Origin of the sequence: Streptomyces sp. NPDC046870 (assembly GCF_040704595.1) — a bacterium.
GTDB classification, from domain to species: domain Bacteria; phylum Actinomycetota; class Actinomycetes; order Streptomycetales; family Streptomycetaceae; genus Streptomyces; species Streptomyces argyrophylli.
Genome location: NZ_JBEYXM010000020.1, coordinates 33,062 through 56,901, shown reverse-complemented (window position 1 = coordinate 56,901; position 23,840 = coordinate 33,062). Strand labels below are relative to the sequence as shown.

General features: G+C 71.0%; 19 protein-coding genes. 11 read left to right on the top strand and 8 right to left on the bottom strand.

What is annotated here, in order from left to right; translation table 11 throughout:
• Positions 1-5: 5 nt before the first annotated feature.
• Complete coding sequence (locus AB0946_RS31165; protein ID WP_366764093.1) at positions 6-1,028, bottom strand: TDT family transporter; 1,023 nt, start codon at positions 1,026-1,028, stop codon at positions 6-8.
• Between AB0946_RS31165 and AB0946_RS31160 the strand changes: the two genes are divergently transcribed.
• The 4 genes from AB0946_RS31160 to AB0946_RS31145 all read left to right on the top strand — a co-directional run bounded on the left by AB0946_RS31160 (position 1,029) and on the right by AB0946_RS31145 (position 9,876).
• Positions 1,029-4,346: a multifunctional oxoglutarate decarboxylase/oxoglutarate dehydrogenase thiamine pyrophosphate-binding subunit/dihydrolipoyllysine-residue succinyltransferase subunit gene (locus AB0946_RS31160; protein ID WP_366764009.1), complete on the top strand. Its 3,318-nt coding sequence runs from the start codon at positions 1,029-1,031 to the stop codon at positions 4,344-4,346.
• A 354-nt stretch (positions 4,347-4,700) separates the two neighbouring features.
• Positions 4,701-6,182: a CoA-acylating methylmalonate-semialdehyde dehydrogenase gene (locus AB0946_RS31155; protein ID WP_366764008.1), complete on the top strand. Its 1,482-nt coding sequence runs from the start codon at positions 4,701-4,703 to the stop codon at positions 6,180-6,182.
• Between the two features lie 172 nt (positions 6,183-6,354).
• Positions 6,355-8,331 (top strand): 1-deoxy-D-xylulose-5-phosphate synthase, encoded by a 1,977-nt coding sequence (dxs, locus tag AB0946_RS31150; RefSeq protein WP_366764007.1) that lies wholly within the window; start codon positions 6,355-6,357, stop codon positions 8,329-8,331.
• Between the two features lie 48 nt (positions 8,332-8,379).
• Positions 8,380-9,876 carry a DUF488 family protein gene (locus AB0946_RS31145; protein WP_366764006.1) on the top strand — a complete coding sequence of 499 codons (1,497 nt, stop codon included), beginning with the start codon at positions 8,380-8,382 and terminating at the stop codon, positions 9,874-9,876.
• 100 nt (positions 9,877-9,976) lie between these two features.
• On the opposite strand, the gene AB0946_RS31140 is transcribed toward AB0946_RS31145, so the two are convergent.
• On the bottom strand, positions 9,977-10,996 hold the full coding sequence (locus tag AB0946_RS31140; protein WP_366764005.1) for a GlxA family transcriptional regulator: 1,020 nt from the start codon (positions 10,994-10,996) through the stop codon (positions 9,977-9,979).
• Positions 10,997-11,362: 366 nt separating this feature from the next.
• On the opposite strand from AB0946_RS31140, the gene AB0946_RS31135 reads away from it, so the two are divergent.
• Positions 11,363-11,875, top strand: coding sequence for a DUF6884 domain-containing protein (locus tag AB0946_RS31135; RefSeq protein ID WP_366764004.1), 513 nt, complete (start codon positions 11,363-11,365; stop codon positions 11,873-11,875).
• A gap of 271 nt (positions 11,876-12,146) precedes the next feature.
• Here the strand turns inward: AB0946_RS31135 and AB0946_RS31130 are convergent, their stop codons facing one another.
• From AB0946_RS31130 to AB0946_RS31120, 3 genes are all read right to left on the bottom strand, one after another.
• Positions 12,147-12,599, bottom strand: a complete 453-nt coding sequence (locus tag AB0946_RS31130) for an SRPBCC family protein (protein ID WP_366764003.1) — start codon at positions 12,597-12,599, stop codon at positions 12,147-12,149.
• Positions 12,600-12,696: 97 nt separating this feature from the next.
• Entirely contained in the window at positions 12,697-13,266 is a 570-nt protein-coding gene (locus tag AB0946_RS31125; protein ID WP_366764002.1) for a hypothetical protein, read from the bottom strand.
• Between the two features lie 815 nt (positions 13,267-14,081).
• On the bottom strand, positions 14,082-15,239 hold the full coding sequence (locus AB0946_RS31120; protein ID WP_366764001.1) for a phospholipase D-like domain-containing protein: 1,158 nt from the start codon (positions 15,237-15,239) through the stop codon (positions 14,082-14,084).
• 117 nt (positions 15,240-15,356) lie between these two features.
• Here AB0946_RS31120 and AB0946_RS31115 point away from each other — a divergent pair, with 117 nt between their 5' ends.
• From AB0946_RS31115 to AB0946_RS31100, 4 genes are all read left to right on the top strand, one after another.
• Positions 15,357-15,536, top strand: a complete 180-nt coding sequence (locus AB0946_RS31115) for a hypothetical protein (RefSeq protein ID WP_366764000.1) — start codon at positions 15,357-15,359, stop codon at positions 15,534-15,536.
• 169 nt (positions 15,537-15,705) lie between these two features.
• Positions 15,706-16,236, top strand: a complete 531-nt coding sequence (locus tag AB0946_RS31110; protein WP_366763999.1) for a DUF6584 family protein — start codon at positions 15,706-15,708, stop codon at positions 16,234-16,236.
• A 478-nt stretch (positions 16,237-16,714) separates the two neighbouring features.
• Entirely contained in the window at positions 16,715-16,936 is a 222-nt protein-coding gene (locus tag AB0946_RS31105) for a hypothetical protein (protein WP_366763998.1), read from the top strand.
• Between the two features lie 263 nt (positions 16,937-17,199).
• Complete coding sequence (locus tag AB0946_RS31100) at positions 17,200-17,565, top strand: DUF4440 domain-containing protein (RefSeq protein WP_366763997.1); 366 nt, start codon at positions 17,200-17,202, stop codon at positions 17,563-17,565.
• Between the two features lie 360 nt (positions 17,566-17,925).
• Here the strand turns inward: AB0946_RS31100 and AB0946_RS31095 are convergent, their stop codons facing one another.
• Together AB0946_RS31095 and hchA are read right to left on the bottom strand one after the other, a co-directional pair.
• Entirely contained in the window at positions 17,926-18,777 is an 852-nt protein-coding gene (locus AB0946_RS31095) for a methyltransferase domain-containing protein (RefSeq protein ID WP_366763996.1), read from the bottom strand.
• A 258-nt stretch (positions 18,778-19,035) separates the two neighbouring features.
• A complete protein-coding gene (gene hchA / locus AB0946_RS31090; protein ID WP_366763995.1) occupies positions 19,036-19,917 on the bottom strand; it encodes a glyoxalase III HchA in 882 nt (293 codons plus the stop codon).
• 652 nt (positions 19,918-20,569) lie between these two features.
• Between hchA and AB0946_RS31085 the strand changes: the two genes are divergently transcribed.
• Entirely contained in the window at positions 20,570-20,998 is a 429-nt protein-coding gene (locus AB0946_RS31085; RefSeq protein ID WP_366763994.1) for a signal peptidase I, read from the top strand.
• A 283-nt stretch (positions 20,999-21,281) separates the two neighbouring features.
• Positions 21,282-21,818 (top strand): hypothetical protein, encoded by a 537-nt coding sequence (locus AB0946_RS31080; RefSeq protein WP_366763993.1) that lies wholly within the window; start codon positions 21,282-21,284, stop codon positions 21,816-21,818.
• Between the two features lie 279 nt (positions 21,819-22,097).
• Here the strand turns inward: AB0946_RS31080 and AB0946_RS31075 are convergent, their stop codons facing one another.
• Complete coding sequence (locus tag AB0946_RS31075) at positions 22,098-23,792, bottom strand: ABC transporter family substrate-binding protein (RefSeq protein ID WP_366763992.1); 1,695 nt, start codon at positions 23,790-23,792, stop codon at positions 22,098-22,100.
• Positions 23,793-23,840 lie beyond the last annotated feature (48 nt).

Here is a 23,840-nt window from a genome sequence, read left to right as displayed (position 1 = left end):
CGGGCTCACCTGCGGGCGGCGTGTCCGGCGGCGTGGTGCAGCGAACGCCACGTCACCACCGCCCAGGCCGCCGCGAGCACGAGGTACAGCACGACCGCCGTCCAGACGAGGGGCTGCGACCCGGTGCGGGCGGCCAGCGCGCTCGTGCCGGTGACGCAGGCGCCCAGCGGGAAGATGAAGGACCACCAGGTCGGCGCGAAGGGAAGTCCCGACCGCAACTGCCGTACGGTCAGCGCCGTGGCGAGGACCAGCCACAGCATCGCGAAGCCCCACAGCCCGACTCCCCCGAGGAGCGCGAAGGCCGCCGCGCCCCGTGCGTACGACCCGGACAACGCGCTCGGCGACGCCGCGGCGAGGGTGCCCATCGCCGTCACCGCCTGGTCGACGGCGCCCACACCGATCCATACCGTGGGCACCACCGCCCCCGTGGGTGCGTCGTGGTGGACCAGGCGGCTGAAGACCATCGCCAGCACCAGCAGCACCGCCACCAGGCCGAGCCCGAGCATCGCGTAGCAGCCGAGCAGCAGCGCCAGCCGCGGCTGGCCGGCGGGTGTGTGCGGGACGAGCAGTGCGCCCGTCGCGGCGGAGACCAGCGGCGGCACCACCGGCATCAGCCAGCCGCCGAACGCCGCGTCCGGCTCGAAGCGGTGCCGGGTGACCATCACGAACAGCACCGCGCAGGCCGCGGCCAGGCCGAGCGCGGTGCCCAGTGACCACAGCACCCAGTCGACGGTCAGGGCCGTCCGCGCCCCGATCACCGGTCCGCCGAGCAGCAGCGCGCCCGAGCCCACCGTGAGCAGTGCCATCGGCGGGGCCCCGAGGAACGGCGCCAGCACCGGATCGGTGGCGTGCACCCGCAACGCCCGCTGCCCGAGGTACCGGACCGCGAGGACGACCAGCAGTACCGCGGCGCCCGCCCAGACGACCCTGGCCGCGTCCCGCAGCCAGGGAGAGCTCCGCGGCAACGTCACCGCCGCGTTGGCGACGATACCGGTGCCCATGACCGCCGCGAACCAGCTGGGGCCCAGATGCGGACGTCGCGTCCCGCCCGCCGCCGGAAACCGGGGACGTGCGTGGCTGGCGTGCCGGGTCCCCGAGGCCCTCGCGGGCAGGAGGGTCCGGGTGTCGCTGGGATCGGATGTCACGGCGGAGAACGCTTCTTTCCTCTGATCGGCGATCACCGTCGGCGGTCGGCACACCGGCACCCTGCCCCGACAGCGCACGGGCCGCGGCCGCAGCCGTCGGCTCGTTGGCCCTACGACGTTACGGTGTCGTCCGGCCGCCACCGCAGTGCTCCGCATGCCACGGCGCCCTCACATCAGGACGTCCGCCCCCCGCGCCCGCGGACACCGCGTCCACCGGCACGGCGCGGCGCCGGGGAACGTCCTGATGTGACGCCTCCCCGGCACCTTCGGACCCCGGCACCGGCCCGGCGCTGCCGTAGCGTCGGTGGTGCCACACGGTCAGCGATGCGCGTACCCCGCCGCAACGGAACGGGGCCGCACCCCCGCCGGGAGCGACGCGCGGATGACGGGGCACGCGCGAACGCGCCCGCCATCGGCTGTCCCGAACGAGGAAAGAAGGCGATCCACCCAGTGGCGTCGACATCCAGCGCCGAAGAAAGGGCGCTCGAAGAACCGGAATTCGGCCTCAACGAATGGCTCGTGGACGAGCAGTACGAGCGCTACCTGCACGACCCCGAATCGGTCGACGAGAAGTGGAGGGACTTCTTCGTCTCCCGGGCCTCCGCGACGGGCTGGCGTGAGCCTACAGGCGCGCCGTCCTCGGACGGGAGCGCGCGCGAGGCGGCGCTCAAGGCCGTACGCGTCGCCGCGCTGATCCACGCCCATCGGGCGCGCGGACACCTGGCGGCCCACACCGATCCCCTCGCGGCCGGCGGACCGGGGGCCGCACACGCGGAGCTCGACATCGCGGCATTCGGGCTGAGCGAGGAGGACCTGGACGAGGAGTTCGTCGTCGACGGCTTCGCCGGCCGCGACGCCATGACCCTGCGCGCCGTGCTGGACGTCCTTCGTACGTCCTACCGCGGGACGGTGGGCGCCGAGTACATGTACATCCAGGCCGTCGAGGAGCGCCGCTGGGTGCAGGAGCGGATCGAGGCGCCCGCGCCCCTGCCGGACAGGGCGGACCAGCTGCAGATCCTCTATCGGCTGGGCGCGGCGGAGGCCTTCGAGACGTTCCTGCAGACCAAGTACGTCGGCCAGAAGCGGTACTCGCTCGAAGGCGGCGAGTCCGCCATCGTGCTGCTGGACGCCGTGCTGCACTGCTGTATCAGGCACGGAGTACGGGAAGCGGTCATCGGAATGGCCCACCGCGGCCGGCTCAACGTCCTTGCCAACATCGTCGGCAAGTCGTACGGGAGCATCTTCCACGAGTTCGAGGACGCGGTGGACATCCTGTCGGCCCAGGGGACCGGCGACGTGAAGTACCACCTCGGAGCGGAAGGGACCTACCACGCCCTGGACGGCGGCTCGCTCGCCGTCTCCGTCGTGGCCAACCCTTCTCACCTGGAGATCGTGGGTCCGGTGGCCGAGGGGGTCGTGCGCGCCAAGCAGGACCTGGCCGACGGCGGCGGCGAGGCCTTCTCCGTCCTGCCGGTCGTCGTCCACGGCGATGCCGCGTTCGCCGGGCAGGGCGTGGTCTTCGAGACACTGAACATGTCGCAGCTGCCCGCCTACCGCACCGGCGGGACGGTGCACGTCGTCATCAACAACCAGCTCGGCTTCACGACTTCGCCCGCCAACGGCCGCTCCAGCACCTACGCCACCGCCGTGGCGCGGACGGTCGAGGCCCCGGTCTTCCACGTCAACGCGGACGACCCGGAAGCGGTCGTCCGGATCGCACGCCTGGCCTTCGACTACCGGCAGACGTTCCACAAGGACGTCGTCATCGACCTGATCTGCTACCGGAGGCACGGCCACAGCGAGGTCGACGACCCGTCCATCACCCAGCCGGGCATGTACGACCGCATCAGCGCCACACCGTCCGTGCGCACGCTGTACGCCCGGGCGCTGGTCGCCGGCGGGGCCATCGACGAGCGGCAGGCGGAGGGCGCCCTGCGGGACTACCGGGAGCGCCTGGAACGGGCCTTCGCCGAGACCCGCGCCCTGCCGGCGGCCGGTTCCCTCAGGCCCGCCGCCCCCACCGGCTCCGAGGACGACACCGCCGCGCGCGTGCCGACCGCGATCACGGAGGCCGCCGCCCGGCACGTCATCGCCTCCCAGACCGGGCACCCCGCGGACTTCACCGTCCACCCGCGCGTCCTGCCGCAGCTCCGCAGGCGTACGACGATGCTGGACGCCGGGACCGTCGACTGGGCCACCGCGGAGGCCCTGGCGATCGGCTCGCTGCTGATGGAGGGCGTTCCGGTACGGCTGGCCGGTCAGGACTCCCGTCGCGGCACCTTCGGCCAGCGTCACGCGGTGCTCACCGACCGGCGCACCGGAGCGGAGCACACTCCGCTGAACGGGCTCGGCGCGGGCGCCGCGGACTTCACCCCCTACGACTCGATGCTGTCCGAGATGGCGGCCCTGGCCTTCGAGTACGGCTACTCGCTGGAGCGGCCCGACGCCCTGGTGCTGTGGGAGGCCCAGTTCGGCGACTTCGCCAACGGCGCGCAGAGCGTCGTCGACGAGTACGTCGCGTCGTCGGAACAGAAGTGGGGGGAACGTTCCGGGGTCACGCTGCTGCTGCCCCACGGCCTGGAGGGGCAGGGTCCCGACCACTCCTCGGGCAGGATCGAGCGGTTCCTCCAGCTGTGCGCGCAGGGGAACATGACCGTCGCCGTCCCGACACTGCCCGGCAACTACTTCCACCTGCTCAGGCAGCAGGCGCTCACCGGGCGCAGGAGGCCGCTGGTGGTGTTCACCCCCAAGTCGATGCTGCGGCTGAAGGAGGCCACCTCCGGGCTGACGGACTTCACGACGGGCTCCTTCCGTCCGGTCCTGCCGGACGCAGCGGTCGACGGTGCCGGGGTCCGGCGTGTGCTGCTGTGCTCGGGGAAGGTCTTCTACGACCTGGACGCGTACCGGCGGAACGCCGGGCTGCGGGACACCGCGATCGTCCGGCTGGAGCGCCTGTACCCGTTCCCGGACGCCGAACTCGCCGCGGAACTCGCCCGCTTCCCCCGTGACGCCGAGGTGCGGTGGGTGCAGGAGGAGGCCGGCAACCAGGGCGCGTGGTCCTTCGTGAGGCCGCACGTGGAGCGGCTGGCGGACCGCTCCCCGGACCTGGCAGGCCGACCGCCCGCCTCGGCGCCCGCGGTGGGTTCCGGCAGGCGGCACGCCGCCGAGCAGAAGGAGCTCGTGGAGGCAGCCTTCCGCTGACGGATCCCGTCACCGCCCCGGCGATGCCCGGGAGCGACGGTGCCTCTCCCCTCGCAGGAGAGGCACCGAAGTCCACCCCCCCCCGCTACGGCTCGGGTCTGGCGTTCGGCACGCGCGTGATCCACCCCACGACACTTCCGGACACGCGGCAGGCACTTCGGGCCGTGCGCCTCCGCAGCGCCCGAACGCGCGGATCGGAGAAGTAGCTTCGATGTCGGCAGTCCTGCACCGCGCGGGCGGTGCAGGCGAATCCGTGGCCGGGCCGCGGACCCTCCGGCTGACCTCAACGCCCTTGTGGTGGGCGCCCGGAGCCGTACGGAAGCCCGCCGCCGTCACCTCTGAAGGAGTTCCGCGATGAAGACCGTCGTCCACTGGATAGGTGGCAAGCCCTTCGGAGACGCCGTGGCCGCTTCCGGCACCTGGGGCCCTGTGACCGACCCGGCGACCGGAGAGGTCACCACACGGGTCGCGATGGCCGGAGCCGACGAGGTCGACGCCGCGGTCGCCGCGGCGAAGGAGGCCTACGCGACCTGGCGCACGTCACCTCTCGCGCGGCGGACGGCGATCCTCTTCCGCTACCGCGAGCTGCTGGACGCGCGCCGGGACGAACTCGCCGCGCTGATCACCGCCGAGCAGGGCAAGGTCCACGCGGACGCGCTGGGCGAGGTGGCGCGGGGCCTGGAGATCGTCGAGCTGGCCTGCGGGCTCGGCACGGCCCTCAAGGGTGAGACGTCCACGGAGGTGTCGGACCACGTCGACGTGGAGTCGCTGCGCCAGCCGCTGGGCGTGGTCGCGGGTATCTCGCCGTTCAACTTCCCCGCGATGATCGGCATGTGGATGTTCCCCATGGCGATCGCCTGCGGGAACACCTTCGTCCACAAGCCGAGCAGCAAGGCCCCCTCCGCCTCCATGTTCCTCGCGGAACTCGCGGCCGAGGCCGGGGTGCCCGACGGTGTGCTGAACATCGTTCACGGCGACGAGACCGCCGTGAACGCGCTGCTCGACCACCCGGACGTGGCGGCCGTGTCGTTCGTGGGCTCCACGCCGGTCGCCCGGCACGTCTACCGCAGGGCCTCCGCGAGCGGCAAACGCGTCCAGGCCCTCGGCGGCGCGAAGAACCACATGCTGGTGCTGCCCGACGCCGACCTCGACGCCGCCGCCGACGCCGCCGTGACCGCCGCCTACGGCTCTGCGGGGCAGCGCTGCATGGCGGTGTCCGTGGTGGTCGCCGTCGGCTCCGCGGGCGACGCGCTGGTGCCCCGGATCGTCGATCGGGCCACGAAGGTCAGGATCGGCCCGGGCAACGAGCCGGGGTCCGAGATGGGCCCGCTCGTCACCAGGGCACACCGCGACGAGGTCGCGGACTACGTCGCTGGCGCGGCCGCCCAGGGCGCCGACGTGGTCCTGGACGGCAGGGACTTCACCGTCGAGGGCTTCGAGAACGGGCACTGGATGGGCATCTCGCTCCTCGACCGGGTCGGTACGCACTCGGACGTCTACCGGAACGAGATCTTCGGTCCCGTCCTGTGCGTGGTCCGCGCGGAGACCTACGAGGAGGCCATGCGCGTCATCAACGGTTCCCCGTTCGGCAACGCGAGCTCGATCTTCACACGGGACGGCGGTGCGGCCCGCCGGTTCAAGCTGGAGGTCGAGGCCGGCATGGTCGGCGTGAACGTGCCGATGCCGGTGCCGGTCGGCTACCACTCCTTCGGTGGCTGGAAGGACTCGGCCTTCGGCGACCACCGCATGTACGGCAGCGAGGCCGTGCACTTCTACACGCGCGGCAAGGTCGTCACGAGCCGCTGGCCGGACCCCGCCGGGACGACGGCCGGCTGACGGCGTTCCGCTCCGGCTCCGGCCGAGCGGGGGCCGGCGACCACAGTGGCCCGGGGTCCGGCGTGCCACGAGGTCTTCCGCGTCCTGATGTGCGGCCGACGTGACCTGCGGGAACCTCCGTCGCCGGCCTCTTCCGGATCTACCGTCGTCACCGCGAGGAAGGAGCAGCGGCATGAGCCTGCTGGCAAGGATCGGACAGCCCGCGGACCTGAGGGGGCTGAGCCGTCCGGAGCTGGTGCGGCTGGCCGGGGAGATCCGCGAGTTCCTGGTCCGGCACGTCGCGGTTACGGGCGGGCATCTGGGGCCCAACCTGGGCGTGGTGGAACTGACCCTGGCGCTGCACCGGGTCTTCGACTCCCCGCGTGACCGGCTGCTGTGGGACGTCGGGCACCAGGCGTACGTCCACAAGATCCTGACGGGGCGGGCCGGTGAGTTCACCGGGCTGCGGCAGCGCGGCGGTCTGTCCGGATACCCCAGCCGGGAGGAGTCCGCGCACGACCACATCGAGCACTCCCACGCGTCGGCTGCCCTGTCGTACGCCGACGGCATGGCCAAAGCCGGGGAGCTCGCGGGAGAGACGGACCGGCACATCGTCGCCGTGGTGGGCGACGGAGCACTGACCGGCGGGCTGGCCTGGGAGGCCCTCAACAACATCGCGGAGGCACCCCACCGGCCCGTGGTGATCGTCCTTAACGACAATGGCCGTTCGTACGCACCGACGGTGGGCGGACTCGCGAGGCACCTGGCGGCCCTGCGCGGCCGTGCCGGCTACGAGCGTCTGGCCGGCTGGGGCAGACAGGTCCTCGGCGGTGCCGGGACGCCGGGGCGCGCGCTGCACCGCACCCTGCACGCGGCCAAGGAAGGCATCAAGGAGGGCGTGAAGGAGGGGCTGAGGCCGGGTCCCGGGGAGGGTTCCGCCGAGGCCGTGGCGCCGCACTCGCTCTTCGGCGCGCTGGGACTGCGCTACCTCGGGCCCGTCGACGGCCACGACCTCACCGCCGTGGAAGAGGCCCTGCGGCGGGCCAAGGCCCATGGCGAGCCCGTCGTCGTCCACTGCGTCACACGCAAGGGGCTCGGGTACGCGCCTGCCGAGCAGGACGAGGAGGACCACCTGCACGGCATCGGCACCATCGACCCGCGGACGGGGCGCCCTCTGCGGCCTGCCGGTCTGACCTGGTCGGCGGCGTTCGGCCGCGCACTGGTGGAACTGGCGGACACGCACCCCGAGGTCGTGGCGATCACCGCGGCCATGCCCGGCTCGGTCGGCCTGAACGACTTCGCCGCACGGTACCCGGCACGGTTCTTCGACGTCGGGATCGCCGAGCAGCACGCGGTCGCGTCGGCCGCCGGGATGGCCATGGCGGGACTGCATCCGGTGATCGCCCTGTACGGCACCTTCCTGAACCGCGCACTCGACCAGGTGCTGATGGACCTCGCCCTGCACCGGCTCGGTGTGACCCTCGTGCTCGACCGGTCCGGAGTCACCGGTGACGACGGGCCCAGCCACAACGGGCTCTGGGACCTGGCGATGCTCCAGGCGGTCCCCGGGCTGCGCCTCGCGGCTCCCCGCGATGCCGTCACGCTGCGGCAGCGGTTGGCGCAGGCGGTTTCGATCACCGACGCGCCGACAGTCCTGCGCTACCCGCGGGGCGCCGTCGGCCCGGAGATTCCGGCGGTCTGCCGAGCCGGTGCGGTCGACGTGCTGCGTGAGGCCGCCGTCGCCGGCGGCGTCCTGCTGATCGCCGTCGGAACGATGGCCGCGGTCGCCCTCGAGGCAGCGGGGCTGTGTGCCCGGCACGGGGTCGAGGTCACCGTCGTGGACCCGCTGTGGGTCAAGCCGCTTCCCGGTGAACTGACCGCCCTCGCCGCCGATCACGCGCTGGTCGTCACCGTCGAGGACGGCCTGCGCCACGGGGGAGTGGGCACCGCCGTGGGCCAGGCCCTCCAGGAGGCCGGCGTCCGTACTCCGGTGCGTGTCCTGGGCGTGGCCGACGGGTTTCCCCGCCAGGCCGGCCGCGCCGAGATTCTCGCGGAGGCGGGCCTGGCGGCCCGGGCCATCGCGCACACCGTCACTCAGGCCCTTGCGGGGACCGCCGCCGGGGCGGTACCGGACGGTGCCCCGACCGTCTCTGCTTCCGAAAAGCGATGAAACGCACATATCGGTAAAGTCTCTACAGCGGGGGCATCCGGAGGATGTGTGACAGCCGAGATCATCTGCCGTGGAATCGACGAGCAGACGCCCTCCGAGGACGGCGTGCGCGTGCTCGTCGACCTGGTCTGGCCGCAGGGCGCGCGCCGGGACGGCGCGCCGCTCGACGCGTGGGTGCCGGAGGTCGCACCCTCCGTCGAACTGCAGCGCTGGTACGACCGCAACCCCCTGCAATTCGGTGAGTTCCGCCGCCGTTACCGGACCGAACTGGGCGACCAGCGGCACCGGCACGCGGCTGCCCGATTGCGGGACCTGGCCGGACACGGCGGCCTCACCCTGCTGACCGCCGCCCAGGACACAGGCCGCAGCCATGCCGCGGTCCTCGCCGAATGGCTCACCGACACCGGCCCCCGCGACGAACGGCGTCCGGCTGCCGGACCTCCCACGCCCCGAGGCACTGCGTCCGGTGTCCGGCCGGCCGGCTGCCGCGCGGGCTTGTCCGCCGCGGTGGCCGACCTCAACGCGGGCGCGCTGGCCTTCGTCATGGGCACCGGCATCGTCTCCACGGCCCTGTACGTCAACGGCGCCGGCACCGCCTCCGCGGCGCTGCTGTGGGTGGCACTGGCCGGATTCGCCGTCCTGGTGCCGGCCTACGGCTGGCGGCTGCTGCGGTGGCGGGAGCGGTTCGTCGCGGACCTCCTCGGGCCGCGCGCCTTCGCGTTCCTCACCCTCGCCATCTCCTCCAACGTACTGGCCGCACGCCTCGTGCCGGACGGCCACACCGCGGTCGCCGGTGCGTTCCTGGCGTTCGGGACGCTGGGGTGGGTGGTGCTGGACTACGGCATTCCGGTCGCGCTCATCACCACGTTGAAACGGGGGCCGTCGTTCGACCAGGTGAACGGCACCTGGTTCCTGTGGGCGGTGGGATCGGAGTCGGTGGCGGTCGCGGCGGCCTCGCTCGCGCGGGTGACCCCGGGCCACGTACTGCCCGTGCTGGCGGTGGTGTGCTGGTCGGTCGGCCTGATGCAGTACCTCTTGACCGCCGGCATCGTCCTGGCCCGGCTGCTGGCCCGGCCGGTCCAGCCGGAAGGCCTCATGACGTCCGTCTGGATCTTCATGGGGGCGGCGTCGATCGCGGTGCTCGCCGCGGTGCGGCTGATCGCCCTCCCGCCCGGCGGCGCCGTGCCGTCGCGCCCGCTCCTGGTCGGGTCGTCCGTCGTCCTGTGGTCGTTCTCCAGCTGGCTCATCCCCCTCCTGCTGGCCCTGGGCGTATGGCGGCACGCCCTGCGCCGCGTTCCGCTGCGCTACGAGCTCGGCTGGTGGAACCTCGTCTTCCCGGTCGGCATGTACGCGGTCACCACACACGAGTTGGGACGTGTCACCGGAACCTCGTGGATGACGAGCGTGGGCCGCTGGGAGGTGTGGATCGCCGCGGTGTTCTGGGCCGTCGTGTTCGCCGCCATGGCGGGCGCCAGGCTCCGGCCCCGCCGCACGGCCGTACGCGGTTCCGCCGCCGGTGCGGGGCAGGGGCCGCCCGCGGGGTAGGGATGCGACGCCGTCCCGGACGCTGCCGTGGACCGTGAGAGGGAGCCCCCGTGGTTCCGGTCGGACGGCCCTCGACGCTGCCCGCGCACGGACGCCTGGACTACGACGGGCCGGCCGTGGAGGTGCGGTCGCCGGTGCCCAGGCCGGTCGTCCGGAAACTGGCCCGGAACGCGGCCGGTGTCACACCCAGGTGGCGCACGAAGGCCCTGCGGAGCGACTCGGGTGAACCGAAACCGGTGCGCCGCGCGACGACCGCCATGGGGTCGTCACCGGTCTCCAGCATCGCCTGGGCGGCCTCCAGCCTGACCTGCTCCACGTACCGGCCGGGACTGGTGCCGACCTCCTCGTAGAACAGGCGCGTGATGTGGCGGACGCTGACGCCCGCCCGGCGGGCCATCGCCGTCAGGGAGTGGCTGCCTCCGGGGTTCTCCGCGACCGAGTCCAGGACGTCGCGGAGCATCTCCTGACGCGGGTTCGCCACCCGGGAACGGGCGCTGAACTGGGACTGGCCACCGGGTCGCTGCATGAAGACGACCATGTCCTTGGCGACCGCCCGGGCGACCTCCGCCCCGTAGTGCTCCTCGACGAGGGCCAGGGACAGGTCGATCCCGGCGGAGACACCGGCGGAGGTCATCATGTTCCCGTCGCGCACGAAAATGGCGTCCGGCTCTACGCGCACCGACGGGTAGCGCAGGCCCAGTTCGCGGGTCTGCCGCCAGTGGGTCGCCGCCCGCCGGCCGTCCAGGAGCCCCGCCGCGGCCAGCAGGAAGGCTCCCGTGCACACCGACGCCGTGCGACGCGCCCTGGCGCTCAGTCCCCGTACGGCGTCCAGCAGCGCGTCGTCCTTGACCAGCGTCTCCCACTCCGGACCGCCCGGGACCACCAGGACGTCGCAGGTCTCGCGCAGGTCGCCGACCGACAGGTCGGCGGCCAGACGCGTCCCGGCGGAGGTGACCACGTCCGCGCCGTCCTCGGACGCGATCCGAACCCGGTATTCCCCACCCCAGTCGTTCGCGGAGGTGAAGACCTCGATGGGTCCCGTCACGTCGAGCAGCCGTACCCCCGGGAAGACGAACACCGTCACCGTGAGCGGACCCGCTCCAGGGTGCTTGTGGTACACGGGGCGCCTCCCGGGCATGGGGTCACAAACGTTAGCAAGTGCAACCAGAGAGTCCGGTTCGGTCCTGGCGGGACCGCCGCTCCGGTCTTCCACCCGCCATCGTGCGCCCGCCTCGCACGTCGATGCCACGACCTGCTTGCTCCCTGCTGGTAGGCGCTGCCTCCCAGGCGGCCCGGCCCCGCCATGCCTACGCACAGCAAGTATACGACCGGTCGCATAGCGATCGGGTGCACCCCGAGGCCCCCGCGACGGCACCATCCCGGCGTCACGTCCACATCCGAGGGCTCTGTGTCCTGCGCTGCCGCGACGGCCGTCGCCCCGTGCCGCGTTCCAGTTCGCGTCACAAGCGAACTGAAAGGAACCTTCATGGACTTGACGGACTACACCGACGGCTTCCGGCCGGAACTGGTCGTCATCCCCTGCGGTGCGCGCAAGCTGGACCGTCGGGCCCCGGCCGCGGACATGTACATCGGTTCCTACCACCGTGCCTGCCGAAGGGCAGCCGAGGCGCTCCGACCGGATCGCCTCGTGATCCTCTCCGCCTTCCACGGTCTGCTGGATCTCAGTGACGAGATCGACCCCTACGACATCCCGCATGGGCACCCCGACGCGGTGACGGCCCCGAAGCTGCGCGAACAGGCGGAACGCCTCGGCGTGAGCGCACTCGACCCCGTCGTCATCCTCGGCGGCGCCCGCCACGTCTCTCTCGCCAAAGCCCTTTGGCCACACGGGCACACCCCGTTGACCGGGACGCGGGGCATGGGTGAGCAAGTCGCGCGACTCACCGCGATGGCACGCGCGGCAGCCACGCAGCCCCCTGCCACGGCCGAGACCCGCGGCCCACGATCAGCCGCAGCAGTGCGACGCCTCGACGACTGACCAGGCAAGCGCAGCCGTATACGACAGGCCCGCCGGCATCACCGGGTGGCGCATGTGCCGCGCCGTGGTGCCGGGGTCATGGCGGACCGCCTGCGGACGCGCCGGCGGGCGAGGGTGCCCACCCGGTGCCCTCACCACCGACAGGCGCACCACCCACAGCACGGACCGCGCCAAGCCGGGAGGGGGCGCGCGCTGCCCGGGCGCGGGTCCGGCGAAGGAGCCGGCCCCGCGCCCGAGCGGATGACCGCGCGGCGTTCCGCGGCCGGCGGTATCAGACCTGGCCGCGCCAGGCGCCGGTCTCGTTGCCGCCGCGGGATTCGATGAACTCCTTGAACCGCTTCAGGTCGCCGGTGGCCTGCCGCTTGACGAAGCCGAGTTTGTCGCCGACGGTCTCGGTCAGCCCTTCGGGCTCGTAGTCGAGCTGCAGCATGACCTTCGTGGTGGTCTCGTCGATGTAGTGGAAGGTGACGACGCCGGCCTGCTTGGCCTCACCGTCGACGCTGGTCCAGGCGACCCGCTCGTCGGGGATCTGCTCGGTGACCGCGGCGTCGAACTCCCGCGTGACCCCGCCGATCTTCGTCACCCAGTGGGTGAGGGTGTCGCTGCGCTGCTCGATACGCTCGACGCCGTCCATGAACTGCGGGAAGTCCTCGAACTGGGTCCACTGGTTGTAGGCGGCGCTCACGGGGACGTTGACCTCGATGGATTCCTCGACCTGCGACACGGGTGATCCTTTCTCGAAGTGATGTCAGCTGTGCTGTGACACGTTCCTTCTGAGACGGTTCTCATGCCTGCCTACGTGCACTCGTCTCTGCTGACCGTCAGGGCAGGAGCGGGGTGGCGGCGCGGGCGTGCTCCCACATGCCGTGCAGTTGCTCGAGTGGCCGTTGCTGTTCGCCGTGCAGGGCGTTGAGGACCACGAGGCCTCCGGTCAGGGCCGGCACCGCCCACTGCACGCAGGCGAGCCGGCGCTGGGCCTTGGCGGTGTCGATGGGGTGCTTGGCCGCCTTCTTCGTGTCCTGGGGGTCGGGGGAGGAGGCGAGTTCGATCTTCTTGCCCAGGACGCGGGCATAGGCGCTGGTGGCCAGTGCCGCCGCGGTGACGACCGTCTTCGCGGCGGTGGAGCCGGCCACGCCTTTCTGCTTGCACACCCGGTGGGCGTTGACGGCGAGCAGGCCCCCGCCTCCGTAGAGGTGCGCAGCGACCGCGGCCGCACTGACCGGCATCCACTTGCTCCAGCCGGCTGACGCGATGCGCGCCTGGGCGGTCGCTGTACCGCCCTCCTGCCTGGCGGCCCCGTTGAGACCGACCGCACCCATCAGGGAACCACCGAACCACGCGGCCAGCCCCAGATCGTGCAGGCTGCGGATGACGGTATTGCGTCCGGACATGGCGGTGCTCCTTGCAATGCGGGACATCGGTGAGCCGATGAAAGGGCGGGTCTCCGATCACCCTCGCCCGGCCATGGGCCGCTCGCGATCGCTGATCGCCCAGGCGTGGCCGGTGAAAGTGGCGGCGCGGGCGGGCGGCCGGGCCCTGGATGCGCGTCGCGTCGGGGCCTGCTCGCGAGCGGCCGGCCGACAGCGGCCGCTCCTTCCCGCCCCGAGAGGTGGCCGGCGTTCGTGGGATGGACGCCGTCGCACCATGGCACAGGCGAGGACCGCGTCCTCTAGGTGACCGTCAGCTGGAGGTCCGGACGGCTGGTCATCCGGTCCGGCGGGGCGCGGAGGAGCGCGATGGCGGGTCGGCGAAACCCCCGATCAGTCTCCCGCGCGGGGGCATCCAGGCCATCTTCCGCAGTTGGCGCGGGCCGCTGGACACCTACGACGCCGGCGCATCCTGAGTGCGGAGACGTGGCTTCCGCTTGACCCCGGCGCCCGCGTCATCCGCGCCGACGAGATGCACCAGGCCTTCAACTTCCGTCTCCTGGAGCCCCCTCGGCAGCCGGCCGCCCTGCGCACCGTCATCGACGAGTCGCCGGCCGCTTCGGCCGCGACGGGCCCGTCGAACCGGAACACGGCGTCTGCGCCGACGACCCCCAGCCCGACCGCGCCTTCCCGACACGGCCCGCCGGGACCCGATACGGGAACGCTCGGGACACCGCATCCGCGGACGCGACCTGTTACGTCACGGGCGCGCGTCGGCCGGAGGACGGACACCCGTCGTGGAGGGCCGGACCGACCGGTACGCCGAGGCACAGGCAGCGTCACAGGAAGTGTCGGATCGGAGCGACGGCGGCCTCCTTGGCGCGCTGGAGTATGGCCCGCCGTCTCCATCGGGTGAGGTCGATGTCGACGCTGCGCCGCAGGTCCGCGTCGTAGTCCCGGTCGAGTTCGGCGGTGAACGCCTCGTCCAGCACGGCGAGCATGACCTCCTCGTCGTGGTCCATGGACCGGCGGTTGAAATTGGTGGATCCGATCAGGGCGGCGACCGAGTCCACGGTGATGATTTTGGCGTGCATCATGGTCGGCTGGTACTGGCGCACATGCACACCTGCCTCCAGTAGACGCGTGTAGTAGTGCTGGCCGGCGAGTTGGCAGGCGCGCTGGTCGGTGTGCGGCCCGGGAAGCAGTATGTCCACCCGCACCCCTCGACGGGAGGTCTGGCACAGCAGGTCGATGAAGTAGGTGTCGGGGGCGAAGTAGGCGGTGGCGAGGCGGAAGCGCTCCTCGGCTGAGGTGAGCATGACGCGGATGAGCGTCTGCATGTCCTGCCAGCCGATGCTGGCCGAGCCGCGTACGACCTGGACCACCGACGAGCCGGCCCGCGCGTGCTCGACGAAGCGGTCGCGATCGTCGTAGAGCTGGTCGTGGCACTCGGCCCAGTTCTGCGCGAACGCGGCCGCGATGCCGTCCACCGCTGGCCCGCGCACCTGGACGTGGGTGTCGCGCCACTCCCCGGGGTTGCGGGCGTCACCACACCACTCCTCCGCGATACCGACGCCACCGGTGAAGGCGGTCTGCTCATCGACGATGAGAGCCTTGCGGTGGCAACGGTGGTTCTGCTTGAACGGCGACAGCCAGGCGGGCTTGCGGAACCAGGCCACCTGCACACCGGCCGCATCCATGAGATCCAGCAACCCCTGCTCGATCTCCTTGGCGCCGAAGCCGTCCAGCAGCAGACGGACGCGCACTCCCGCCCGCGCGCGATCAGCGAGAGCGACGGCGAAGTCCCGGGCGACCTGACCACGCCAGTACACGAACGTCATCATGTCGATCGTGTACTGGGCCGATCTGATCGCCCTGAGCATGGCGGGGAAGATCTCGTCGCCGTTACGAAGGGGCACGAGCTCGTTGCCTTCGGTGGCGGCCACACCGATCAGCCGTTCCAGACGGCGGCGCAGCCGTTGCTTGCGCGCTGCCACGTCGGACGAAGTGAGGTGGTCCGGGACTGCCGGTTCACTGCCTAGGATCACGTCGTATCTCCCGTTCGGCCATGAGGACGGATCGTTGCGGGCCGCTGGTGGAGCCCGAGAACCAACATGCCCGGCAGGTACGGCCACATGTCGGCGGCGGCCCTCGAGGAGGACGTGGCCTGGCACTCCCCGGCCGGCGTCCGTGCCCTGGCCTTTCCCCACCGCAACAAGCAGGCCCTGCGGGCCACTCCAGCGTCACCCACCAGCCGGGCCTGGAACCCGCGCCCGGCGCCGAAGCACATCTGACACCAGCCGCTCGACGAACCCCACTCCGGCAGCCTGTCGAACTCGCCGATTGAGATGACCTGTGAGTGAGGGTGTCCCGTCCCAGCGGGGTGCGGTCCATGCCATGCCGTGGAGAGCTGAGCGACAAACCGGCTCGACCAGGATCAGGGCGGTACCCGATCATGTGTTCATGCCCCTGAGAGAGACCCTTGCCCGCGTCGACGCAGACCTGGCCGCCGGCCGCGTTCCCGCCGCGCGCCAGCGCCTGCGAGGTCTCGTCTCGTCCTTCCCGTACGACCTGACGCTTCGTCGGCGTCTGGCCGAGGTGTACCGCCTCTACGGCGACGCGGCGGAGGCCGGACGCTGGATGTACCTGGAAGAGGACCGCAACGCCGACGAGACCGCTGCCTTCGAGGCACGGTACGGATCTCCCGGGTGGCGGATGAAGGCCCTCGCCTGGAGGAGCCCCGAGGCGATGGCTGCCACCTCCTTCGCGGAGCAGCAGTTGGTCGCGGCGCGGACCGCCTGCGCGGAGGAGTTGGGGCACCCCGTCGACTGGGACGACCCCGCCTCCTACCGGGACGCCCTGGAGGAGAAGTACGAGAAGGCGCCTTCCGGGCCGCGGACGGTCGGCGGTGTGCTGGCGGGGATCGGCTGCCTGGTGGGGGCCCTTGCGTTCCTCGCGATCTGGGTGAACGGAGTCATTGCCCTCTTCGACTGACCCAGGCCGCGAGGGCCGGTGGGGGGTCGGCCGTGGAGCACGGCACTGAAGGACCGGGTGCTGTCGGTCACGGCGCCGGCACCCCGATTCCACGGGACGGCTGCGCGCGTGTGCCTGCGGTGTAGCGTCTGGGCTGGTTGACCGGCCGCCCGCGGAGGGGCGTGGCATTGGCGGGGTGGGTGCGGGCGGTAGGGGGGAGACCCCGCCTGCACTGCGGACCGGGTGTGCGGTGCTGTGGGCAACCGGTGTGGTGCTGCCGGCCCTGGGCTGGTGGGGAGACCACGGCGGCCTTCGGAGTGCCGCTGGCTGTGGTCGTGCTCAGCCGCGTCGGGATGGCGCAGGCGGAGGCGGTCGAAGCCCGGGCGGGGCGGCGTCTGGCCGTACGAGTGGTGGGCGACTTCCCAGTTCCTGATCGCCTCCTGAGCGGCGCGTTCCGTCCTGGCTCGCTCCGCAGCTGGCCGCCCGGATCGACGAGTACATGGCCCGGCTGACCGTCGACCCGTACATGGACGGCTGGCTGCGGGACCTGGACATCGCGGTGCGGCGGTTCCACAACGGCTCGGATGTCTCCACCGCCCTCCACGAGCTGTGGCGGCAGCTGGAGACCGGGTGGGAAGTGACCGAGGCGCTGAGCGGACTCGGCGCACTGAGCCGGGAGGCGTCCGAGACCCTTCAGGGCTCGCCGCCCTCGCCGAGGTAGCCGCCCGTCCTCCGGCGTGAGACCGGCTCTTCCGGCGAGGACGTGCCAGGCCTCGTCCGAGCCCCCTGGCGTACACCAGCACCAGCCTCCGTCACCGCTCGGGCGGCGGCGGGTGCTGGGCCGCTGCCGATGAGCCCGTGCGCGCCCCGCGTCCGGAACGCCGGGCCACCACGTCGCTTTCGCGAGTCTTGACGGCACCGCCGTCGTCGCGTCGAGTGCTTAATTCACTGTGCCTTGGCAAGCAGCGTCCGTAGGGTGCGCGCATGATGGATGAGAGTGAGCGGGCAGTGCAGGCGGCCATCGATGGGGAGATGCGGCTCCTCGATCCCGAGGTGCGCGCTTCCCCGGCCCGTGTCCTGGCGCTTCTGGACCCGGAGTTCACCGAAATCGGGGCGTCTGGGCGCCTGTGGGATGCGGAGTCGGTCCTCACTGTGACGAGCAGCGGCTCGGTGTCCGCGGAGTCTCCGGTCAAGGTCAGTGAAATGTCCGGAGTCGTTCTCGCTCCGGGCGTCGTCCATCTGACGTACTTCGCCGACAACCAGGGCCGTAGGGCATGGCGGAGCTCTTTGTGGCGCCTGACGGAGACGGGTTGGCGGATGTACTTCCACCAGGGCACTTCGACCGGTTGAGTGGGTCCTGAACGCGATCCACCGGTCGGTTTCCACCCTCGCCCGGCCGAACAGCACCCGCAGCGCATGCACATGGCCTTCGAAGAAGGCTTTCTTGCCGGCAGAGGCGTGTGCCGCTGTTTACGCGGCGCGTTCAGGTCGGCCCGCAGGATACCGCCGATCACGGCCTTGTACCGCACCCGGTTCGAGCAGGTCATGGCCCGTGACAGCGTCCGCCGGTGCGGGCCGGGCCGCTCAGGACCCGGCCCGAGCGGGTCGTCACCGGCAAGGGCTACTCATCCACGTAGATCCGCTCCTACCTGCGCCGACGCGGCATCAAGGCAGTGAGGACAGGGCGCCAGGCGGCGTACCCGCTCCTGGTCATCGGGGCCGGTAGGCGGTGGCCAGTACGGAGACGGTGATCTGATCGGGCAGGTAGCGGCCGTCATTCAAATCCGCACGGCTCATGTGACGCGCGCTCGGCGTCATCGCCACCAGGTCGAGGGCGTCCAGCCTCGACAGGGACGCGGGGTACTCGACCTGTTCGGTGACGGCGGCCTCGAAGAAGGGATGCAGAGCCCGGTGCAGGCGCTGTTCCTTGGCCGGGTCGACCGTGACCATCGCGGGCAACCGGCCGCGCAGCTCGGCCAGGTGCCGCCCGGTGGGACGGACCACGATCAACCTGCCGGTCGGGCGCAGCACGCGGTGGAACTCGGCCGGGTTGCGCGGGGCGAACACGTTCAGCACGGCATCGGCCGCCCCGTCGGCCAGCGGGAGGGGGCGGAAGACGTCCCAGGCCACCGCGGCGGCGCGCTCGTGGGCTCGGGCCGCTGATCGTAGTGCGTGCACCGACGCGTCCAGACCCAGACCGCGGGCGCCGGGCAGCTGGTCGAGTACGCCGGCCAGGTAGTAGCCCGTGCCACACCCTGCGTCCAAGACCGTGGCCTGCTCAGGCACGGCGTTGGCCGCCAGGCGGGCCCCGACTTCGCGTATGGGTGCGTAAGTGCCGGTGGACAGGAATCGGTTCCGGGCCTGGACCATGGCCGCGTCGTCGCCACTGGTGGGACGGGTGCCCGTCAGCAGCCCGGCGTAGCCGTGGCGGGCGATGTCGAAGCAGTGGCCCACCGGGCAGCGCAGTGCACCGCGGTCGGGCCGCAGGTGGCGGGTGCGGCACGTCGGGCAGCGCAGCAGGTCGAGGGAGAGTTCGAGGGCAGGGGGAAGCGACACGGGCACGAGGCACTCCTGGCAAGGGTGAAGGGAAGAGTCCGTGCCTGCTCGCGCGCTCAGAGCGCCACTGCCCCAGGAAGGAACGGGCAGCGTTGGAACGTGGTTCACGCAGCAGGCACACCAACGAGGGCGATGCCGTTCGGTATCGCCCTCAACGCCTTCCGATCACAGGAAGCAGCAGTGCGGGGTGCTCATGAATGCCACGTCATCAGTCTACGAGGATCAACGAAGTCCCCGTCCGCCACCGGAGTCGGGAGACACGATTCAGCCGGCGGTCGTGGCCGCCTCGACCAGGGCCTCAGCGGCGAGCAGACCGAGTCTGTGGGAGGCGAGGGGGCTGTCACCCGTCAGGAGCTTCCGGTCCCGGTGGGTCCTGCCGGTCATGTCGTCGTTGAGGACGTTCAGTCCCTGCTTGCTCAGCAGATCGGCCACCAGCCAGGGCAAGCGGCCGGGCAGATAGCCGATCTCGAGGTTCGCCCCCTCGTCGAGTGCGTCGGGGAAGACACAGACCGAATAGCCCTTGAACAGCGACTCGTCCCTGCCCATCGAAGCGGCGAGCAGCGCCGCCGGGCCATGGCACAGGGTGATGATGAACCTGTCGTTGGACAGAGCCCACTCAAGCGTCTGGCTCACCGCCTCACTGGCCGGCAGCCCGACGACGGCCCCGTGTCCGCCTGGAATGAACACGGCGATGTAATCCGAGTCCTGTCCGAGTTCCTTGGCGACGACCTCGGAGAGCTTCTCGGGCTGCTTGAGCTTCGGCTTGAGGACTTCGTACGTCCCCATGACCGCGTCGTCCTCGCGAGGCATCGCCCACAGCTCGAGCTTCGCCGGATAACCCTCCAACGTGGCGATGTCGACGTCGAAGCCCGCCTCCATCACGTGATGAAGCGGAAGCAGCATTTCCACCGGATGGTTTCCGGTGGAGAACATCTTGCCGTTCTCCAGCAGGACGTAGCGCTCCTCCGTCGCGATCATGAGCACCTTCCACCTCCCCTGGGTGTAGGCGCCCCTGTGCTGGACCCCGTCGAAGTCAGTCTTCGACGACGTGTACTGACTGAGTGAATACGGCGACGGGAAGTACGCGTTGTCCTCTGCCGGGTCCGGCGTGGGGGCCCTGCTCAACTCGTCTGCGGCCTGGGACATGGCGACCCGCCTTCCTTGGTGCTGTGCAGGTGATGTGTCGCCCGGGTCGCTCCGAGGTCGACCCTGGGCTGCACCGAGACGCGTCCGCCCCCGTTGCGGGAGTCCGTGTACGGGGTGCGCCGCCGCGCGGAGACGAAAGGCGCCCGTTCGGGACACTTCACATACTGCCCGGCGCCCCCGCCCCACGCGACCGGGCCGCTGCGGTCATCTGGACAAGCGTCGCGGCGTCGCACAGGAGGAACCGGAGGGGCCGTCCAGCCTCACAGTCCGCGCTCCCCAGGACCGACGCACCGCCTCATCGGTGGGGTACTCGTACACCCGAACCCGTATTCGATTTCCCAGAAATCCGGGTCGGCATCGGGCCCACGATCACTGTCCCGGCCATCGCCTCCGACCAGGTCACCGATGCCGGCGGCGTCCTCGCCGTCGCCCCCGATCAGGTCGCCGGCCGGCCTCCGCCGCCGTACGCCACCGCTTCACCAGTCACACCCTGGACTGTGCCGTCGTCCGGGCCGCCCTGCTCGACCTCCAAAGCCGACCAACCATGTCGGCCGAACAGATCAGCAGGACGCACGTCCAGTGGCCCTGCGGTGGAGGTGGAAGTAGCCGCTCCTGTGAGTGCTGATGCGGCTGCCTGCTACCTTCCGGAGCCATGACCGACAGTGTGTACGTGGGCAACGCGGGCAGGGACGCGGCGCTGGACCGAGGGTGGCTGCTGGGGCATTTCAAAGACGCCTCCGATCCTCGGCACAGCGAGGACGTGGAGATCAAATGGGGCGTCCACCCGCAGGGCGACGAGCGGGCTCAGTGGGTGACCGGCGAAGAGCGCACCGCGCTGCTGGTCCTCATCAGCGGGCGCTTCCGGGTCGAACTGCCAGGGCGCAGCGTGGTGTTGGCCCGGCAGGGGGACTACGTCGTGTGGGGCCGGGGTGTCGATCACTCCTGGTTCGCGGAGGAGGAGTCCGTGGTGCTGACGGTCCGCTGGCCCTCCGTGCCCGGCTACAAGGTGACCGACGAGGACGATTCCGCTGCCGGCCACAGCCATGCGTTCAGGTCCGGCACCAACACGGTGGCCCCGTAGCGGACGGTCGACTTGTCCGAGCGGGTGGCCATCGCACGGTGGCGCATGAGGCGTCGACTTCGCATGCGACCGTGAGGGCCGGGGTCGCCGCGGTTGCGGACCCGGTCCGCCGGGACGGGGATCGTCGCCCCGATCCCGCGACGACGCAGGTAGGCACCGGTTCATGCGAGAGTCGTACGCTTCGTCGCCCGGACGCCCGGTCCCGCGTGTGGTGGCCACCTGATCAACACCCGCGCCCGGTGACGGGACTTCCCCTACGGAAAGATGATGAGGAGGCGAGAGCGTGGACGCAGTAGTGGCGATCGCCCTGATGCGCATGGCCGCTGCGGACTTGGCCATGGAACCCTGGCAGCGCCCCTCCGACGCTCACCTGGTCCAGTTGGGCCTGGACGCCCTGATGGCCGGCGTCGAGGCCCCCTCGCTTCCCCTGCTGGCCGGCCTCGCGCGTGGTGAACATCCGCAGGCGCGCGAGCTGTTCGGCCTTGTACTCGAAGAGTCGGGTCTGCTGCCGATGACCCCGGAAGATCTTGCCAAGGCGCGGTGGACCGCGGCCCGGTGGTGGGCCCGCCAGATCGCGGCGGGCCGGCTCGATCCCGTGCACGGGGCGAAGCTGATCCATACGGAAGCTGCGGCCGAACTCGGCCACCCCGACGCGCTGCGGCCCATCGTCGACCTGGCGACAGCACTCGGCCTGCCGAACGATCAGCCCCCGGACCAGCCGCACGTTCACGACCGCGTCACCTCCGCGGCGCGAGACTTTCTCGCCACAGAAGCACGCCGGGACCACGGCCTTCGAGCTACGCCGGATGACCCACCGTGACCGGTTCACGCGAAACGAGCCCGAACCGCGAGTCGCGGACACAGCCGGCCGGCCCCGGCCCGAGGCCGGCGGCGCGCTGGTGACGCGGTGCGGTGTGCCGTCGCGGGCCGGAGCGTGGAGCGGCGGCAGCAGGTGTGCCTCGGCCCCCGCCGGCGCGGGCAGATGCCGCCAGGGCTGCCCGCGCCGGGGCCGGGGTGCGCCGTGCCCTCGGCCGGCGGTCGGCGAGGGGGACATCACGGGATCAAGGCGGCGGGAAGACGCCCCCACGGCGACGAAGGGTCACTTCTGCCAGCCGACCGTCTCCGGCAGGGGGGTGCCGAAGATCGTGGCGCCGACGTTGGCCAGTCCCTTCTTGACACCGTAGACGGAGGGACCGCTGTACAGCGGCAGGAAGGCGTACTGCGCCAGTTCCTTGCGTTCGATCGCGTTGGCCCGGGCCGTCTGCTTCGCGGGGTCGGAGATCCGGGACGCCGCGTGGATCTCCTTGTCCAGTTCGGGGGTGCCGGTGCCGGTCAGGTTGGAGTCACTGTCGGTGCCGTAGAACTGGTACAGGTAGCGAGCGCCGAAGGGGTCCGTCGAGCGGTTGCCGGAGAGGAAGAGGTCGAAGTCGCGATCGCTGAGGATCTTGGAGAAATCGGCTTCGTCCGCCTTCTTGATGTCCACCTGGATGCCGACCGGCTTGAGCATGGCGGCGAACGCGTTGGCCGTCGCCTTCTCCAGCGGGTCGTCGCCGAGCAGGGTGTAGCCCACCTTGAGCTTGGTGCCGTTCTTCTCCCGGACGCCGTTGCCGTCGGCCTTCCAGCCGGCCGCGTCGAGGGTCTTCTCGGCGTCGTCGGGCGAGTACTTGATCACCGATGAGACGTTGTCCGAGTAGCCCTTCTGGAAGCTGTAGAGCAGAGCCGAGCCGGGGAGGGGCTCGGAGTAGTCCAGGCCCTGGAACTGGATCTTGGCGATCTGTGTCCTGTCGATGCTCTCCAGCAGCGCCTTGCGCACCTCGACGTCCTTGAGCACCGGGGACTTCGCGTTGACGTAGAGCGAGTACTCGAAGGGGCTGCCGCCGCGACGGATCTCGGTTCCGTCGACCCCGCTGATCTGCTTCAAGCCCTCGGCGCTGCCGGTGGCGGCGTAGTCGACCTGCCCGTTCTTGAAGGCGTTGATCGCGGCCTCGGAGTCCAGGTTGACGTAGACGCGCTTGTCGAGCTTGCCCCTCTTGCCCCACCACTTCGGGTTCCGGACGAAGGTGAGGTTGCCGCTCTTGGTGTCGAAGGTGCCGACGGTGTACGGACCCGCGCCCCATTCGGGATGCGCCTTCTTCACGTAGGCGTCGTTGAAGTTGGCGACCGTGGCGGCCTTGGGATGCAGGAACGTCGTGAACAGGCTCGACCACCACGGGTCGACTCCCTTGAAGTCGATGACGGCCTGCCGGTCGTCGGTGCCGCGGGTGACCGAGACGATGTTCCGGTAGCCCTCGGTGTTGGTCGCGTTGTAGTCCTTGTTCGAGCCGTTGTTGGCCTGCCAGGTCGCCTTCACGGCCCGCCAGTCGATCGGGGTGCCGTCGTTGTAGGCGGCCTTGGGGTTGAGTGTGAGGATCACCCGCTGGTTGCCGCCGGTCACCGTGACCTTGACGTCACTGAGGTAGTCCGGGTTGTACTGCACGTCACCCGTGGGGGAGTAGGTGATGACGTCCGGGTTGTACCAGAACCACACTCGGCTCGCGGTGAGGGTGGCGTTGGCGTTGAACGGGTTGCCCTGGTCGTCGAAGGTTCCGGGAGTGGTGTAGGTACCCCCGTCCTTGATGTTGTCGTACGGCTGGGGGTTGTAGTCGACCTTCGCCGAGGCGACCGCGGGCGTCGAGCCGTTTCCTGCTTTCCCGGCGTTCGGGGCGTCGGTCCCGGACGAACTGCAGGCGGTGGCCGTGAGGGCGAGGGCGAGGGCGACGGTGAGCGCGGAGGCCGGGGCGATACTCGATCGCATGGGGAGTTGATCCGTTTCTCTGTGGGGTGAGGCGATGCCGCGCGTCGC